Source organism: Paenirhizobium daejeonense, assembly GCF_014280875.1.
In the GTDB taxonomy this organism is placed as follows: domain Bacteria; phylum Pseudomonadota; class Alphaproteobacteria; order Rhizobiales; family Rhizobiaceae; genus Allorhizobium; species Allorhizobium daejeonense.
Genome location: NZ_JACLAL010000002.1, coordinates 161456 through 177458, shown reverse-complemented (window position 1 = coordinate 177458; position 16003 = coordinate 161456). Strand labels below are relative to the sequence as shown.

Annotated in this window: 13 protein-coding genes; 9 read left to right on the top strand and 4 right to left on the bottom strand. The window is 60.9% G+C overall.

The features are described 5' to 3' along the window. Positions 1-147 precede the first annotated feature (147 nt). The 4 genes from H4I99_RS04490 to H4I99_RS04475 are packed head-to-tail and all read left to right on the top strand — an operon-like array spanning position 148 to position 4182. Positions 148-1326: an ABC transporter permease gene (locus H4I99_RS04490; protein WP_163899512.1), complete on the top strand. Its 1179-nt coding sequence runs from the start codon at positions 148-150 to the stop codon at positions 1324-1326. 10 nt (positions 1327-1336) lie between these two features. Beyond that, positions 1337-2155: an ABC transporter ATP-binding protein gene (locus H4I99_RS04485; RefSeq protein WP_244624911.1), complete on the top strand. Its 819-nt coding sequence runs from the start codon at positions 1337-1339 to the stop codon at positions 2153-2155. A gap of 3 nt (positions 2156-2158) precedes the next feature. Further along, entirely contained in the window at positions 2159-3529 is a 1371-nt protein-coding gene (locus H4I99_RS04480) for an MlaD family protein (protein WP_163899508.1), read from the top strand. Between the two features lie 35 nt (positions 3530-3564). After that, the gene (locus tag H4I99_RS04475; RefSeq protein ID WP_425314360.1) at positions 3565-4182 is read left to right on the top strand and encodes an ABC-type transport auxiliary lipoprotein family protein; all 618 of its coding nucleotides are present in this window, start codon (positions 3565-3567) and stop codon (positions 4180-4182) included. Between the two features lie 106 nt (positions 4183-4288). Here the strand turns inward: H4I99_RS04475 and H4I99_RS04470 are convergent, their stop codons facing one another. Then, positions 4289-4906 carry a hypothetical protein gene (locus H4I99_RS04470; RefSeq protein WP_186663229.1) on the bottom strand — a complete coding sequence of 206 codons (618 nt, stop codon included), beginning with the start codon at positions 4904-4906 and terminating at the stop codon, positions 4289-4291. 234 nt (positions 4907-5140) lie between these two features. Further along, on the bottom strand, positions 5141-11197 hold the full coding sequence (locus H4I99_RS04465; RefSeq protein WP_163899504.1) for an apolipoprotein A-IV repeat region-like domain-containing protein: 6057 nt from the start codon (positions 11195-11197) through the stop codon (positions 5141-5143). Between the two features lie 482 nt (positions 11198-11679). Between H4I99_RS04465 and H4I99_RS04460 the strand changes: the two genes are divergently transcribed. Next, positions 11680-12051 carry an Hpt domain-containing protein gene (locus H4I99_RS04460; RefSeq protein ID WP_163899502.1) on the top strand — a complete coding sequence of 124 codons (372 nt, stop codon included), beginning with the start codon at positions 11680-11682 and terminating at the stop codon, positions 12049-12051. Between the two features lie 174 nt (positions 12052-12225). Further along, on the top strand, positions 12226-12546 hold the full coding sequence (locus H4I99_RS04455; RefSeq protein ID WP_099060042.1) for a 2Fe-2S iron-sulfur cluster-binding protein: 321 nt from the start codon (positions 12226-12228) through the stop codon (positions 12544-12546). 309 nt (positions 12547-12855) lie between these two features. Here H4I99_RS04455 and H4I99_RS04450 read toward each other — a convergent pair whose 3' ends face one another. After that, positions 12856-13482, bottom strand: a complete 627-nt coding sequence (locus H4I99_RS04450; protein WP_163899499.1) for a DUF922 domain-containing Zn-dependent protease — start codon at positions 13480-13482, stop codon at positions 12856-12858. Between the two features lie 101 nt (positions 13483-13583). Between H4I99_RS04450 and folP the strand changes: the two genes are divergently transcribed. Genes folP through folK form a run of 3 tightly spaced genes read left to right on the top strand, consistent with a single transcriptional unit; the run spans position 13584 to position 15326 of the window. Beyond that, complete coding sequence (gene folP, locus H4I99_RS04445; protein WP_163899497.1) at positions 13584-14453, top strand: dihydropteroate synthase; 870 nt, start codon at positions 13584-13586, stop codon at positions 14451-14453. After that, positions 14450-14821, top strand: a complete 372-nt coding sequence (gene folB, locus H4I99_RS04440; protein WP_163899495.1) for a dihydroneopterin aldolase — start codon at positions 14450-14452, stop codon at positions 14819-14821. Before folP ends, folB begins: the two co-directional genes overlap by 4 nt. After that, positions 14802-15326, top strand: a complete 525-nt coding sequence (gene folK, locus H4I99_RS04435; RefSeq protein WP_280513858.1) for a 2-amino-4-hydroxy-6-hydroxymethyldihydropteridine diphosphokinase — start codon at positions 14802-14804, stop codon at positions 15324-15326. Before folB ends, folK begins: the two co-directional genes overlap by 20 nt. A gap of 32 nt (positions 15327-15358) precedes the next feature. Here folK and H4I99_RS04430 read toward each other — a convergent pair whose 3' ends face one another. Further along, positions 15359-15907 (bottom strand): hypothetical protein, encoded by a 549-nt coding sequence (locus tag H4I99_RS04430; protein ID WP_163899493.1) that lies wholly within the window; start codon positions 15905-15907, stop codon positions 15359-15361. Positions 15908-16003: the final 96 nt, after the last annotated feature.

The window sequence follows — 16003 nt, the reverse complement described above, 5'->3', positions numbered from 1 at the left end:
GCCCAAAGGCAGACATTATCGGTTTTTATTGTGGCTTCGCCGAATTTTGCAATCTTTAACGCCGGTTAAGGATTTCATCCTCCAGCGGTCTGGCTATACTGCACGGAATTCGAGTTTCGCGCAGGCGGCCGTCACCGGCGAGTGCGCATGGCCAAAAGCGTAGAAGTCGTCGGGATAGTGAAGCCGGTTAATCCAGAAAACGCGTCTTTTGAGGTCCACGATCTGCCCGACAGGGCAGGGCGGCGGCTTGAGTTGCGCGGCATATGGCGTAACAACAGTCTCGGCGCGATGTTGCACAATGCCGGCCGGCTTGCCGATGGCGAGAAAAGCATCGTTGAAATTGATATTTCACAGGTATCCGCCATGGATACGGCGGGTGCATGGCTCATCCGGCGGTTTGTCGCCAGGCAGCACGCGGAAGGCGTTTCCGTCGCCTTGACGGGCGGAAGCGAAGCCATGCGGGAACTCATTGCCGCAATGCCGGAGAAAGTGAACGAGCCGAGCCAGAACGACGTCAAAGGTCCGCTCTTCCAGCGTATCTTCAGTCCTATTGGCGAGACGGTGGTCGATCTATGGCAGGATTTCGTGGCCATGATGTTCGTGCTGGGCTCGGCGGTGCGCGGCGCGCAGACCAAGCTTGGTCGCGGTAGCGGCGTTTCTCCCGCCTCAGTGGTCAACCAGCTGGATCACATGGGTGTGCGGGCTGTTCCTATCATCGTGCTCATGTCTTTCCTGATCGGCGCGATCATCGCCCAGCAGGGCGCATTCCAACTCCGCTATTTTGGTGCGGAAGTCTTTGTCGTCGATCTTGTCGGCATCCTGCAATTACGCGAAATCGGCGTACTCTTGACGGCCATCATGATCGCGGGCCGTTCCGGCAGCGCTATCACCGCCGAGATAGGCTCGATGAAGATGCGCGAGGAAATCGATGCGCTGAAGGTCATCGGTCTCAATCCGATCGGTGTGCTGGTGTTTCCGCGGCTCGTTGCGCTGACAATCGCGCTGCCGCTTCTGACCATCGTCGCCAATTTTGCGGCCCTTTATGGTGCTGCCGTTGTTGCCTGGGCCTATTCCGGCATCACCTTCGATGTCTTCACCACGCGCTTGCATGATGCGGTCGATTATTCGACCATCGCGTCGGGCATGATCAAGGCGCCGTTCATGGCGCTTATCATCGGCATCGTTTCGGCGGTGGAAGGCATGAAGGTCGGTGGCAGCGCCGAATCGCTCGGCCAGCACGTCACGGCCGCGGTGGTGAAATCAATCTTCGTCGTCATCCTCGTGGACGGGCTTTTCGCCATGTTCTACGCAGCGATCGATTTTTGAGGAGGGGATGATGGCAGATAGTCCCCCCGTCACACAGGAACGCGAAGCGGTACTCTCCGTGCGCAACCTGACGGTAGCTTTCGGCGAGAAGGTCGTGCTCGATCACCTCAATCTCGATATCTACCGTGGAGAGATTCTCGGTTTCGTCGGGGCCTCCGGCGCCGGAAAGTCTGTGCTGATGCGTACGGTGTTACGGCTCCTGCCGCGGCGCTCCGGCACGATCGAGATCCTCGGGGCGGATTATGACAAGGTGTCAGAGGCCGAGCGTGTGACGCTCGATACGCGTCTTGGTGTGCTTTTCCAGCACGGCGCGCTCTTTTCCGCCTTGACGGTCAAGGAAAACATCCAGTTGCCGATGCGCGAATATCTTGATCTGCCGAAGTGGCTGATGGATGAACTCGCCTATCTGAAGATCGAACTGGTAGGTCTCGATGCTGATGCGGCGGACAAGTATCCATCCGAGCTTTCCGGCGGCATGATCAAGCGAGCGGCACTCGCGCGTGCGCTTGCGCTCGATCCCGACCTGCTTTTCCTCGACGAACCGACATCTGGTCTCGATCCGATCGGTGCCGCCGAGTTCGACGAACTGATCGCGCGGCTTCGCGATACGCTTGGCCTCACCGTCTATATGGTGACCCACGACCTCGACAGCCTGTTTTCAGTCTGTGACCGCATCGCCGTGCTGGGCCAGAAGCGGGTCTTGGTCGAGGGAAGCTTAGACGATATGCTTGCCTGCGACGATGCATGGGTGAGGTCGTATTTCAGGGGCAAGCGCGCCCGTTCCATTGAGAGGCCGGCAGCCCCGGCTCAAAATCCGGTGAGTGACTGACCTATGGAAACCAGAGCCAATTATGCCATCGTCGGCTTTTTCACAGTGCTCGTCATCGCGGCGGCGTTCGGTTTCGTCTACTGGATGGCGGAATATGGTCGCGGCGGTCCGGTTGCGCCGCTTGCCATCCGGATTCCCGGCTCGGCAAATGGTTTGAGTATCGGCTCGCCCGTCCGGTTCAACGGTATCGCGGTCGGCTCCGTGCGCAATCTCTACATCGACAAGGATGACCCACAATTCTCCGTCGCCTTCACCGAGGTGCGGGCCGATGCACCAGTTTCCAGTTCCACTAAGGCCGTGCTTGAAATCCAGGGGTTGACCGGCGCCGCCTATATCGAGCTTTCCGGCGGCAATGCTGGCGGCGAGAATATTCTGGAGAAAGCGATCGCGACCGGTGAACCGGCCGTCCTCATCGCCGACCAGTCGAGTGTGACCAACCTGCTTGCGACAGCGGACAAGATCCTGCAGCGGGCAAATGGCGCTATCGGCGAATTGCAGGGTTTCATCGAGGATTCGCGAGTGCCGCTCACCAATACGGTGAAGAATGCGGAGACCTTCTCCAAGGCGCTTGCCGACAATGCCGATGGCATCGACAAGTTCCTGGAGAGCGTCAGCGCGTTGTCCACCTCCGTGTCCGGTCTCTCGGGACGGCTCGACTCGACACTTTCCGCAGCCGAGGACCTGTTCAGGTCGCTCAATTCAGAAAAGATCGACAAGATCCTGACCAATACGCAGGAAGCGACCGCCAATTTTGCCGAGGCATCCAAGAAGATTGCGCCGGCGATCGACGGCTTCAAGGAGACCGCGTCGACCTTCCAGCAGTTCGGGGTGCATGCAGACCAGACGCTGACGAAAGTCACCGCGCTGGTCGATGCGATCGACACCCAGAAGGTGGGACGGGTCGTGGATGATGTTTCCGTGGCGGCTGCGGACGCGCGCACTGCCATTTCCGGCTTCAAGGATCTCAGCCAGAGCGTCACCAACCGTCGGCAGGACATCGATCAGGCGATCACCGATTTCACCCAGCTCGCCAACAAGCTGAACAATGCTTCCGAGCGGGTTGACGGTATCCTTAAGAAGGTCGACGGCATTCTCGGTTCGGACGACACGAGTTCGCTGACGGCCGAAGCACGCAAGACGCTGGAGTCCATTCGCGTCATGGCTGAAAACCTAAATGCACGGATCACTCCGATCGCCGACAATCTCGCTCGTTTTTCCAATGGCGGCCTCAGGGATATCCAGTCGCTCGTCACCGATACGCGGCAGACCATGCGTGACCTCAACGACGCGATCACCAACTTCGATCGCGACCCGCAGCGGTTGATTTTCGGCGGTGAAAACGTCAAGCAATATGACGGACGGACTCGGCGATAATGATGATCGAAGGCCAAAAGGACAGGGCTGACATGATGGTATGCGGTACGGTGGCGCGTCGATGGATCGGGCTTCTTGCAGCGGCGATCGTCCTGCCGGTTGCCATGGGCGGGCTCAGCTCCTGCAGTTCGGCGGCGAAGAACGACACGTTCGATCTGTCGGCGTCACCGAAGAGCGAAACATTTGCTTCGGCGCGCAACAGGCAATTGCTGGTCGCGGACCCCTCTGCCCTCAAGGCGGTCGACAGCGAACAAGTGCTGGTTCGTGTCTCGCGATCCGAAATCCGTTATCTCTCCAATGCCCAGTGGAGCGACAAGCTGAGCCGCATGGTGCAGTCGAAGCTCGTGGAAGCCTTCGAGAACACCGGCAAGCTCGGTGGCGTCGGAACGCCCGGGCAGGGGCTTGCCATCGACTATCAACTGATCACCGACATTCGCGCCTTCGAGATCGACGCCAGCGGCAGTGACCGCGCGGTGGTCGAGATTTCGGCCAAGCTGCTCAACGACCGCAACGGCACAGTCAAGGCCCAACGAGCGTTCAGCGCATCGGTGCCGACCGGCGGCTCGACCAATGACGTTTACATCCGCGCGATGGATCGCGCCTTCGGTCAGGTGACCACGGAGATCATTGACTGGACGCTGACGCAGCTCTGATTGGCGAAACGCCCGTGCTGACCTTCGGGGGGCAACTTCATGAAATGATGGCGGTCTAGACCGGCGTGGTTTTGAATACTGCGCCAGAGCTTGCTCGCCTCCAAGGTCAGGTGAGGCGGGGTGACGCGCTCATCGAGGTCACGCACTGGCAGCATTGAGGAAAACTCGACGCGTGCCGAAGTGCCTTCCAAATAACGGTATTGAATGAAGATTCAGGCGACTTTGGAATCGGGGCCAGTTCGGCTGGAGTGTTTTTCGTTTCTAGGTTTTCACAAACTCCGCCATCGCGAACTTCGATCAAGCGGGACATCTGCAGCTCGGAGCGATGATCAAATATGGTCCACTGGGGCTGACCATCGGCGGTCATAAAGGACGCCACGAAAAGTCCACCAGCCAACGCGATCGAGAGTTCCGGAAGTCGCCCGAATAAGGAAACATCCTCAATCCGGCGACCGAAAAGTGACTTCAACACCTCTTCCCAAACTTGTTCTTCGCTCCAGCTTCCGCACAGGATCTCGTCTTCACCTTCAATCCGCCAGCTCCACTCGATCATGACTGTGAGTTCACCCTGCGATTTTCCGGCAGCACCGTCGCGTCTCACCCGGGGAGACAAGCGGCCGAACTCCAGGAAAATTGCCGAACCATGACCTCGCCAGACCGCCGACAACGGTCTTGATACAAGGGCTGATCGATACTTCTCGAAAATTTCCAGAGATGTCGGCAATGCGCCCCTCCCGTGCCGTGATGGCTGGAACTTCCCGGGAAGAGAGACTTTATCGACGGAAGCCAGTCAAGTCGGCTGGGCGCGGGTGAGGTTGGGTCTTCTCGCTACAGCCGCGTAGCGAGCATGTCAGCCGCTTGCGCTCCATCTCGACCTGACGACCAAAAGAAAAGCCCCGGAACCTGACTGGCTCCGGGGGCTTTGTTGTCTATCTCTGCCTTTGCTGGTGTCAGCGGCTTAGCTGAAGCGTCCGGCGGCGTGGGCGAGCATGGTGTAGACCTTGCCCGTATCCGAGGTCAGGTAGGACTGCGTGACGCTCTTGTCGCGGTCGGTGCGGGCGACATCGGCGAGCAGCTTTTCGAAGTCGTTGATGTAGCGGTCGACAGCGGTGCGGAATTCCGGCTCGCGGTCGTACTTGCGCTTGATCTCGTCGAAGGTCTGCTGGCCCTTCAGCGTGTAGAGGCGACGGGTGAAGACGTCGCGTTCGCCGCGCTGGTAACGCCGCCAGAGCTCGACGGAGGCATCGTGATCGATAGCGCGAGCGATATCGACGGAGAGCGAGTTCAGCGATTCGACCATGTGGCGCGGATTGCGGTTATCCGCCTGCCGTTGCTGTATGGGTGGCTGTTCCACCGGGCGAGCCGGTGCTGCGGGACGGGCCGGCTGCTGAGCCGCCATTCCGTGTTCCTCGTCACGCGATGCGCCACGCAACAGGTCGCTGATCCAACCGCCGGTTTCCTGACGGGCAGCCGGGGCCGGAGCCGGTGCGGGCACCGGCGCCTGGGTGGCGTTCAGGCTGCCACGCAGGCCGAGTGGCTCGGTGGCACGTGCCTGGACTGGCGCTTGGACCGGCGCGGGTGCCGGAACAGGTGCAGGCTGCGGGGCAGGGGTCGGTGTGGCTGCCCGACGCGGCTGTTCGGCCGGGCGAGCTTCCGCGAGGCGACGTGCGACCGGCTCGGAGATTTCCAGCGACTGGGTCGAGCGACCTACGAGCTGGGAGATATCCTGCAGCGCCTTGATCTGTTCGGAAACGGCACGCCGCATGGCCGCGGCACTTTCCTTGGCCTCTTCCGGCAGGTCGAATGCACCACGCTTCAGCTCGCTGCGGGTGAGGTCGAGTTCCTTGCGGATATCCTGGGCCGAGCGGCGGATTTCGTCTGTTGCGCCGGCAAAGCGGCTGACGGCTTCCTCGACCGACTGGCGAAGGGCTTCGCGCAGGTGGTTTGCAGCACCATCCGACTTGCGTCCGGCTTCGCCGAGCAGCTTGTCCACGTCGGAGAGCGAAGCGGTGAGGCCGCCACGCAGACGATCGGCGAGATCGGCAGAACGCTTTTCGGCTTCCGACAGGGTTTTCTCGATCGACTGGTTGGCCTCTTCGCCAGCAGAAAGCAGCGCGTTGCGCATGCTGCCGGCCGTGGCGTTGGCCTGTTTTTCGGTCTCCGACAGGATCTTGCCGATATCGGCAAAGGACATCTGGATGCTCTGGCGCAGGTTACCCGCGACCTGGCCCGAGCGCTGTTCGGCGCGCTCGAAGGCGGATTCGACCATGTTGGTCAGACCCTGCATCGTCGTTTCGATCTCCTCGGAACGCTTGACCAGACCGACGGCCAGATCACGCAGCGCCTGCTGGCGATCCTCAAGCGTGCCGACAAGGTTGGACTGGGCGGCCGACAGGAGGTCGGATGCCTGGCCGAGGACCTTGGAGTGATCGCTGAAGCGGCCGACGATGGCGGTAACCTGCGACAGCGTGTCGTCGGAAATCGAGGACAGGCGCTCGAGCTTGCCATCCAGCAGTCGGCTGGAGGTCGAGATGAGGTCGGCAGCCTTGGACGATGCTTCGGCGAACCGTTCCGTGGTCTGACCGAGTTGGCTGTCTGCCGCCACGATGTTTGTGGCGACCTGTTCGATCATGCCGGCGAGGCCGGTATTGCTTTCGCCAAGCCGCTGGATAAGGCGACCCGCGCTTTCTGCAATGCTGCTCTCGGCGGTACCCAGAGCCTCGACTGCCTTGTCCGCGCGCTCGCTGATTGCAGCGACAACGGCCTCGTTTTCGGAACGCAGGCGCTCGGCGCTGATACGGGCGGCCTCGGTGATCCGCTCGGCTGCAGCGCGGCCGGTTTCTGCGTATTCCGCAATGACCGGGGTCGCCTTCTCATCGATCAGGCGCGACAGTTCGGCGGAACGGCCGGCGAGCATCGAATTGAGTTCGCGGGTGCGTTCGTCGAGGACTGCGCGGATCGAGTTGCCGCGAGCTTCCAGCGCCTTGTCGACCGTGTTCATGGTCTGCGCCAGTTCCTCCGTATTGCCGGCCAGCGCTTCGCGGATTGCCGCCGCGCGGGTTTCCAGCGTGTTGCCGGCTTCCGAGAGGGTGCCCGAAAGCGCCTGGATCTGGCTGCTTACGAGGGTCTCGGCTTCCGCAACCTTGTTGGCGATGATGTCGCCGGCTTCGGAGAAGGTCTGAGCGACCGAAGCAGCCTGACCGGCGAGGCGGCTCTGGGTCTCGGCGATGCGGTTTGCCAGATCCTCGGACCGTTCTTCCACTGCGCGGCTGAGTTCGGCGCTTCGCTCGCCGATCCGCTCGGCAAACTGCTGACCGCTCTGGTTGAGCAGGTCGACGGAACGTTGTGCCTCGGCGTCGAGTTCGCGGGCGGCGTCGGAAACGGCGCCGCGCAGCGTGGTGGCGAGGCCGGCAGCCTTGCCTTCGATGGTGCGGTTGACGTTGTCGAGACCGATGTTCAGGGCCCGATCCATGGTGGACAGGCGCTCATCAATCTGGGCGGTGCGGCCTTCGAAGGTCTGGGCAACAAGGTTGGTGCCTTCTTCGAGGATGCGCGAGACGCGTTCGGCGGCCTCGGTCCCAACCTTCTCGATATCGGAAACCTTCTCGGCCAGCTTGGCGGCAAAGATCTCTCCGGCATCGGCGACGCGGGTGTCGACACCGTCCAGGCCGTTGCGGATACGGTCTTCTAGCGTGCCGAGGCTCGTTTCGATGCGGGCGCTGGTCTCGTCGAGGCGTGTGCTCATGCCACCGACCGACTGTTCGACGCGGCCGGAGAAGTCCTCTGCTGTGCGGGTAATCTCGCCGGCGACGTTGCCGATCTGGCCGACCAGCGACTGGGCGGTGCCACGCAGGCGTTCGTCGAGAGCCTTGCCGCTTTCGTCGATCGAGCGGCGCAGGGCTTCCTCGCGCTGTTCAAGCGTCATTTCGAGCATGCCGGCGCTGGCGGCAAGCGATGCGCCCAAGGAGGCGCCATGCTCGGTGAGCGTGCTTTCCAGCTGATTGCGGGCGTCGTTCAGCGCCAGGTTGATGGCGTTACTACGGTCGTCCAGCGTCGAGCGGATTCGCTCATGGGTGTCGGAGAGCTTGCCGTCGATGTCGGAGATGCCCGAGGAGAGGGTCTGACCGATATCGGTGAGCACCGTGTTCAGGGCCTGACCGATGCGGCCTGATCCTTCGCCCAGTGCCTTTTCGATGTGGTTGCCCGCTTCCTCCAGCGTGGAGCTGAGGTAGGACGTATGGCTTGCCAATGCCATGTCGAGCTGCTCCTGCTGCTCGCCATAGGCCGCGCGGATCGTTTCCGCCTTGTCGGCGAAGGTGGCTTCGAGGCGCCGGTCGGCTTCGGCAACGGTCTCGACGATTGCACTGGTACGACGATCGAGCGTTTCCGCGAGCCGGGTCTCGGTTCCGCTGATCGATTCCACGAATGCGGTCGCGCGACCGTCCAGCGTTTCGTCGAGACGCGCCTGTCCCTCGGAAAGGGTACGGGCAATCTCGCGGCTGCGGGCGTCCAAGCTCTCGTCAAGGCTTGCCTTAACCTCGGACATGGACTGCACGATCTCGCGGCTTCGGGTCTCGAGCGTCTCTGCGATCTGGTCGTGATTGAGCGACAGCGCAAGGCCGATGGCTTCCGCGCGGCCGTCGAAGGTTTCGTCGAGCCGGGCATGGCCTTCGGCCAGCGTCTGCGCAATCTCGCGACTACGGGTCTCGAGCGTCTCTGCGATCTGGTCGTGGTTGAGCGAAAGCGCAAGGCCGATGGCTTCCGCGCGACCGTCGAAAGTTTCGTCGAGACGTGCGTGGCCTTCGGAGAGCGTCTGGGCGATCTCGCGACTACGGGTTTCGAGCGTTTCTGCGATCTGGTCGTGATTGAGCGAGAGCGCAAGACCGATGGCTTCCGCGCGGCCGTCGAAGGTCTCGTCGAGACGAGCCTGACCGTCGGCGAGCGTCTGGGCGATTTCGCGGCTGCGGGCTTCGAGCGTTTCCGAGAGCTGGTCGTGGTTGAGCGAAAGTGCAAGGCCGATCGCCTCCGCGCGACCGTCGAAGGTTTCGTCCAGACGGGCCTGACCTTCAGCCAGGGTCTGCGCGATTTCACGGCTCTTGGTGTCAAGCGTTTCGGCGAAGCGGTCTTGGTTGCCGGACAGCGCGTTGATGATCGTCTCTGCGCGGCTCGCAAGCGTCTCGTCGAAGCGGGACTGGTTGTCGGCAAGCGCGTTATAGAGTGCGCCACCGCGTTCTTCCATGACAGCGTCAATGCGGCGCTGGGCGTTCTCGAGGCTTTCCGTGAGCGCCTGGGCGCGCGCCGACATGGCATCCGCGATTTCCTGCGCGCGGTTGGCGAGCGCCGAGTCGATGAGTTCCTGCCCGGTTCCAACGGCGGTCGCCAGTGCGAAGGATTGGTCGGTGATCGTCGAGCCCAGCCGGTCGATGCTGGAGCTGAGGATGCCGTCGATTGCCTCAGAGCCGCCGCTGACGGTCTCGTTGATGCGGGCGAGGCTCTCCATGAGCTTGCTGTCGAGCGAACCGGCGCGCTGGTCGAAGGCGCTGGCGAATTCCGCTACGCGCTCGTCGAATGCCGTGTTGACCTGACCGATGGTTGCCTCGAGACGGTCCTCGAAGAGGCCGGAACGCAGGTCGAGATCGACGATCGCGTCGTCGACGCTGGACTGCAGGCTCTGGCGGAAGGTCTGGCCCTTTTCGTCGAGGCTGGCATTGAGCTTGGCGAGTGCATCGCCGAGCGAATTGGTGATGCCCTGTTCGCCAGTGGTCAGCTTTTCGGCGATTTCGCGGGTTCTTTCGACCAGGGTCTCGTTGAGCTGGCGTGCTCGTTCGCTCAGTGCTGCATTCAGCTTTTCAGTATTGGCGTCGAGCGAGGACGCGCGGGTCTCGAACTCGCCGAGCAGTTCGCGTCCGCGTTCGGCCAGCGTACCGGTGAGCTGGTTGAGGCGCGTGTCGAATTCGCTTGCGAGCGAAATGCCTGAAGCGCTCAGGGTCTGGACAAGGTTTTCCGTCTTGGCGGCGAGCAGGGTGCCGATGGCGCTGGCAGCCTGGTCGGATTTCTCCATCAGAGCGGCGGCACGGGTGTCGATCAGGGATGCGAAGGCTTCGCCCGATGTCGCCAGACGTACGGAAATTTCTTCCGTCGCGAGCGAAAGCTCTTCCTTCAGTTGCTCATGGGCGCCGACGATGGAGGTGCGAATGCGTTCGGCGTGATTGACGATCGCATCGCGTTCGGAGCCGAGTTCATGGACGAGGCCACGGACACGCAGTTCGTTGTCCGTGTAGCTGCGCTCCAGCGCGCTTACTTCCGAGTGGACGAGGGTTTCGAGTTCGGTTGCCCGGGCGATCGTGCGCTCGATGCCTTCGTTCATGGCGGAAACTTCGCGGCGAACGGCCTGTCCGACTGTCATGATGCGTTCGGAGGCGATGGTTTCCGGCTCGGCAAGACGCAGCGCCACTTCCGCCATGGAGCGGGCGGCGTTTCGCAGGTCGTGGGCGCGGGCCATCATGATGGCGAATGCGAAGAACAGAAGAACGGGGATGATCGTGCCGATCACGATCGCGACGACGCCCGGCATGGCAACGACGTCGGCCACCGTCGGTGCCTGCCAGATCTGGCTGCCGTAGAGAAGCTGGGAAAGACCGATCGCGGCAATAACCCACAGCGCCGAGACAATCGCGGCATTGCGGATGGCCGAGCGCATCGAGGCGCCTTCCAGCGACTTCATGATCGCTGCGGGACTGCGACGCGAAGCATCGTTGGCCGGTTCGAAAGAGGGAGCCTTGGGCGCTGGCTCGGGAGCAAGCTCTCCGGCGCGCGCGCTCCGTCGCTCCGCCTGTTTCTGTGCAGCAGCGGGGCGCGGGGTATTGGACTCGGACACTTTTGCCTCCGGTGCGTGTGGCGTCGGCCGGGTTTTCGACGCGGGCTTCTCTTCTTCGTCGAAGTCGATCCTCAGGGCCGCTTCGAGAGCCTGGAACGCGCTGTCGTCAATCGACTCGACCGTCTTGTTGTTCGCCATAGGGTTACGCCTCGCTACCGCCTACTGGGCCGGTTCCTGCCTTGCTCCCTCAGCCGCCTGCAACAGGGGCGCGGCATCGACCGCCTTACACCTGAATTTCCCGCTGCCGCCACGCCAGAGGGAAATCCCATTGGATTACAAAGGCCGGACCATGCCTGTTTTCAGCACACATAAGGACAATTCCTTATCATCTTCCGACCATTGGGCAAAGGTTTACACCCTTCACCCATATGAGCGTATCGTAGTGACACATTCGCCGATCCGTTACAATTAAACGGCCCTCCATTCCCAATCGGCAGGGTTGGTTGTTAACAGCATTTAAACTAATTTAGCGCCCGAAACATCATTTGAGACAAATGTTTAATGTTCGTTAACCATATCGGGAGGTTTCCGCCGCAAATGGGCCTGAATTTAACTGGATAGGCACGCCGCCGTGGAAAACATCATGGCACCCAATAACGATAAGAAAAGGAAAACTGGCCATGGCGGCGCTGAATATCGCATTCGAAGCCCCCGAGAATTCCGGCGGGCGTTGCCCCTCTCAAAACCGTCCGATCGACCTGGTCCACCTTGCCAAGCAGACCAAGGGCGACAAGGCACTCGAAATGGAAGTATTGCAGATGTTCGCACGCCAGGCCCGCGGCTGCCTGCAGGCCTTCGGCAATCCGGCGAGCATCGAGACCCGCGAGGCCATCGCCGTGCGCTTGAAGAATGCGGCGAACGCTGTTGGCGCCCATGCTGTCGTCGTCGCTGCGACCGAGGTGGAGGCTCGTGGTAACGAACCGGCCGCCATCGCAGCCGTTGCGGCTGCGGTCGTAGAAGCCGAAAACTTCATCTGCAAACTTTGCCGCTAAACGTTTTGCGGCGGTCGGATACGATACGTTTCGACCGCCCATGCCGCCGCGTCGCGCCGGGCTTCCTCTGTCCTCGTGCTGCGATGCGCTTTCGCCCTGCAAAATGTTGACTGCCAGGGCAATTTGGGAGATGACTTCGCCGGTTTTCAATACGCGACGTCTGGACATCTCATCATGGCACAACTCACCATCATCGCATTCGACGGAACCCGTTTCGACCTTTCTGTGGACGAAGGCTCGACGGTCATGGAAAATGCGGTGCGTAATTCCGTTCCCGGTATCGACGCCGAATGCGGCGGCGCCTGCGCCTGTGCCACCTGTCATGTCTATGTTGATGACGAATGGGTCGAAAAAGCCGGTTCGCCTTCCCCGATGGAAGAAGACATGCTCGACTTTGCCGTCGACGTGCGCCCCAATTCGAGGCTTTCCTGTCAGATCAAGATGACGGCGGCCCTCGATGGGCTGACCGTGCACGTGCCTGAACGTCAGGGCTGATACCCGGCGCGAGCCGCCAATAAACAGACGCCAAAAAAAGCCTCGCTCGTCGGCCAGCGAAGAGCGAGGCAAGTGGGCGCATCGCCTTGACAGGCGAGGGAGGAAACACCTGCGGCACCATGATGCGCCAGGAGAACTCGGGGACCCGCTTACAAATGTGATGAACTGTGAATGACATGACACTTGTATTTCAGCTTTTCATCAAGTGCTACCGGAAGAAATAGCCGGTTATTCACAGGGCAGTGTGCAAGTTTTGCGCAAGTTTAGAGGTCGTTCGGCCATTTTTTGCCGTTTGAGGCGGCCTGTTTCTCAGTTTCCGACCTTCTTGCCTTTGGAGCGGTATTGAATGATGCGAATCAGTCGGTCCTCGAAATTGACCGCTTCAACGCGGTCAAAGGCGATCTGGGCCTTGTCATGCTCTTCGACGGTCTTTGTCGTCAGGTCCGCGACCTTGGCCTGAAGCGTTTCGCAATCGCGTGCCGGCCTCAGGCGCTTCAGGGATTGTTCCAGCTGACGGGCATGCTGCCTGGCGATTTCCGCGTGGCGTTCCTCGTGGCGCTTGATATCGCTCGACAGGGCATCCCATATCATGCCGAGTTCGCGGTCGGCGCGATTACGGTTCTTCCAGCGCGGCAGGATGATTTTTGTCTTCAGTGTCACCTTGACCCCGCCGACGGAGCAGCGTCCGTCAGAGGGAAGATAGGTGATTTCGCCGCCGAATCTGATCTGTGTAGCGCCGGGGTGACGACTGCCGCTCGTCTTGGTCAAAGGACCGCGCTTCTCAAGCTCCCGATCGAGTTCCTCAGCGGTTCTTCCGCCAATCGAGAAGTAGCTGAAGGTCTTGCTGACGATCGTCTCTGCTTTCGACTGGGGTGGAAAAAGCGCCAGCATGGTCGCGGTTATGGCCATGATCCCCAGCCGGTTTGCAAACGTCATTCTTCATATCCGCGATGTTGTATTCGCCGCGACCTTGGGGCATAGCGACAGCGAGCGCAATATCGGTGCCCGCAATTTTTTGAGAGTAGAAAGGGCCGGTCATGGTTTCAGAGAATGTCACGAACTGGCACCTTGCCCATGGACGGAGTCTTCTACTCGGAGAAAAGGGCCGGCTGATGGCGATCGTCAACGTTACGCCCGATTCCTTTTCCGATGGCGGCCGGCACTTCAGTGTCGATAAGGCCGTCGAGCACGCGCTTTCCTGTATCGTTGAAGGTGCCGATATCCTTGATATCGGCGGCGAATCCACCCGTCCGGGTGGCGATCCCGTCAGTGCGGCGGAGGAGCAGGATCGGGTTGTGCCGGTGATCGAGCGGTTGGCGAAGGAAACCGACGCTCTGATCTCCATCGATACCTATCGCGCTGAAACGGCGCGGGTTGCTGTCGCGGCGGGTGCGCATATCGTCAACGATGTTTTCGGCCTGCAACGAGAGCCGGATATCGCCGAAGTGGCTGCGAATACCGGCGCCGGTCTCTGCATCATGCATACAGGGCGGGATCGGATGAAGCTCGCCGACGTGATCGCAGACCAGCTTGCTTTCCTCGAACGCTCGTTGGAGATCGCGGCGGCAGGGGGTGTTTCTCGTGAAGCGATCACGCTCGATCCGGGTTTTGGTTTTGCCAAGGAAACGGCTGAAGAGAATTTCGAGCTGATGGCTCGGCTTGAGGAAGTCTCGGCGCTTGGCTATCCGCTGCTGGTCGGGACGTCCCGCAAGAGGTTCCTTGGTACGGTGACGGGCCGCGAACCGATGGATCGGGATGCTGCTACTGCTGCGACGACCGCGCTTCTTCGGCTGAAGGGCGCTTCGGTTTTCCGGGTGCACAATGTCGCGATCAACAGGGACGCCCTGCGTGTCGCCGATGCTATGATGGCTGCTGGCCGGAAGGCTGCAAGGGAATGCGTCCAATGACCGATATCTATACGATCACGCTGAAAAATTGCGCCTTCTTCGCCCGGCATGGCGTCTATCCTGAGGAGGAGTTTCTCGGTCAGCGTTTCTATGTCGATGCAGAGTTCGACGTGGCCGGCGCGGAGGCTGCCGAGAATGACGATCTCGATGGCACCGTGGATTACGGGATCGTCTTCAAGGTGATCGAGGAGATCGTCACGACCAACAGGAAACTGCTGATCGAAGCGCTGGCGCTGACGATCGCCAAGGAACTCTGCGTCAGGTTTTCGCCGATCAAGCGTGCGCGGATCACGGTCCGCAAGCCCAGCGCACCGGTTCCCGGCATTCTCGATTATGTACAGGTGAGTGTTGAACACTTCAGCAAATAACGCCTGGCGTCCCGCGACGCTGGGGCTTGGTGGCAATATCGGGGATCCGGTCGCCGCGATGGCGCTCGCGCTACGCCGGCTGGATGCGCGCCCGGATTGCCGTGTCACGGCGGTGTCGCGTCTCTACCGTACCCCGCCATGGGGCAAGACGGATCAGGCTGATTTTTTCAATTCCTGCGCTTTGGTCGAGACTACGCTTTCGGCGAAGGCTCTTCTTGCGGTCTGTCTCGACATCGAGCGCGACATGAAACGGGAAAGGATCGAGCGCTGGGGTCCGAGGACCATCGATATCGACATCCTGACCTATGACGACGAGCGCCATGACGAGGAGGCGCTCAGGGTGCCGCATCCGCGCATGACGGAGCGCGCCTTCGTGCTGATGCCGCTTGCCGATATCGCTCCCGACCTTCCGGTGGACGGGCGGCCGGTTTCCGACTGGCTTCGTCATTCGGATGCCGGTGGAATTGTGGTGGCAAACGAAAACCGCGCCTGGTGGCGCGGTTGAAATGCTTCAGGTAGCGGAGGTGAGGCGGAAGCTTATTCTTCCGCAACCGCCATGGCTGATGCCTGACGATTGAGCTTTAGGCCGATAACCGGGATCATACGATCCTCGACCTTCACCGAGATGGTGATGTTCATCGCCGCGTCCTTCTCGATTCGGGCAACCATGGCGCCGTTCAGCTTGGCGCGGTTGATGCCCATGACGACGCGATCGCCCGTGACCTGACCCGAAACGATGTCGAGACCCTTGCCATCGGCACCGTCGAGGAACTCGCCCTTATAGTTGCCGTCGACCTGGGCAATGACGGCCCGCATCGGCTGCGAGAACACGCCCACCCGGCAGGTGCCGTCGAGCGTCATGCCGGTTTCCTTGCCTTCCGCAGGCTGGCCTGTCAGGTTGCAGGTAAACTTGGTGCCCTTGTACTTGCCCGCGACGATTTCGCCCGGACCTTTCCAAACACCGGCTACCTGCTGGAAAAAACGCTTGTCGCGCGAAGCTGCGTCTGCTGCCGGAGCAGCTGCGATCGTGGCGACGACGGATGCGGCGACAACGCGACCGACTGGCGAAAAGAAACGAGGCGACATCGACTTACCTTGGTACGAGCAACCAATAAACCCGCATGAAATATAAGGTAAAAGTGGTTAACGCTTCCTTGCTCGGAGCGTCAAGACTTCAACTGT

What these genes read in the sequence shown, in the direction of transcription:
- H4I99_RS04455 (WP_099060042.1), top strand. Translation starts at nt 12,226, where the DNA reads ATGGCACAACTCACCATCATCGCATTCGACGGAACCCGTTTCGACCTT.
- H4I99_RS04430 (WP_163899493.1), bottom strand. Translation starts at nt 15,907, where the DNA reads ATGTCGCCTCGTTTCTTTTCGCCAGTCGGTCGCGTTGTCGCCGCATCC.
- H4I99_RS04475 (WP_425314360.1), top strand. Translation starts at nt 3,565, where the DNA reads ATGGTATGCGGTACGGTGGCGCGTCGATGGATCGGGCTTCTTGCAGCG.
- H4I99_RS04485 (WP_244624911.1), top strand. Translation starts at nt 1,337, where the DNA reads ATGGCAGATAGTCCCCCCGTCACACAGGAACGCGAAGCGGTACTCTCC.
- folB (WP_163899495.1), top strand. Translation starts at nt 14,450, where the DNA reads ATGACCGATATCTATACGATCACGCTGAAAAATTGCGCCTTCTTCGCC.
- H4I99_RS04465 (WP_163899504.1), bottom strand. Translation starts at nt 11,197, where the DNA reads ATGGCGAACAACAAGACGGTCGAGTCGATTGACGACAGCGCGTTCCAG.
- folP (WP_163899497.1), top strand. Translation starts at nt 13,584, where the DNA reads ATGGTTTCAGAGAATGTCACGAACTGGCACCTTGCCCATGGACGGAGT.
- H4I99_RS04480 (WP_163899508.1), top strand. Translation starts at nt 2,159, where the DNA reads ATGGAAACCAGAGCCAATTATGCCATCGTCGGCTTTTTCACAGTGCTC.
- H4I99_RS04460 (WP_163899502.1), top strand. Translation starts at nt 11,680, where the DNA reads ATGGCGGCGCTGAATATCGCATTCGAAGCCCCCGAGAATTCCGGCGGG.
- H4I99_RS04450 (WP_163899499.1), bottom strand. Translation starts at nt 13,482, where the DNA reads ATGACGTTTGCAAACCGGCTGGGGATCATGGCCATAACCGCGACCATG.
- H4I99_RS04490 (WP_163899512.1), top strand. Translation starts at nt 148, where the DNA reads ATGGCCAAAAGCGTAGAAGTCGTCGGGATAGTGAAGCCGGTTAATCCA.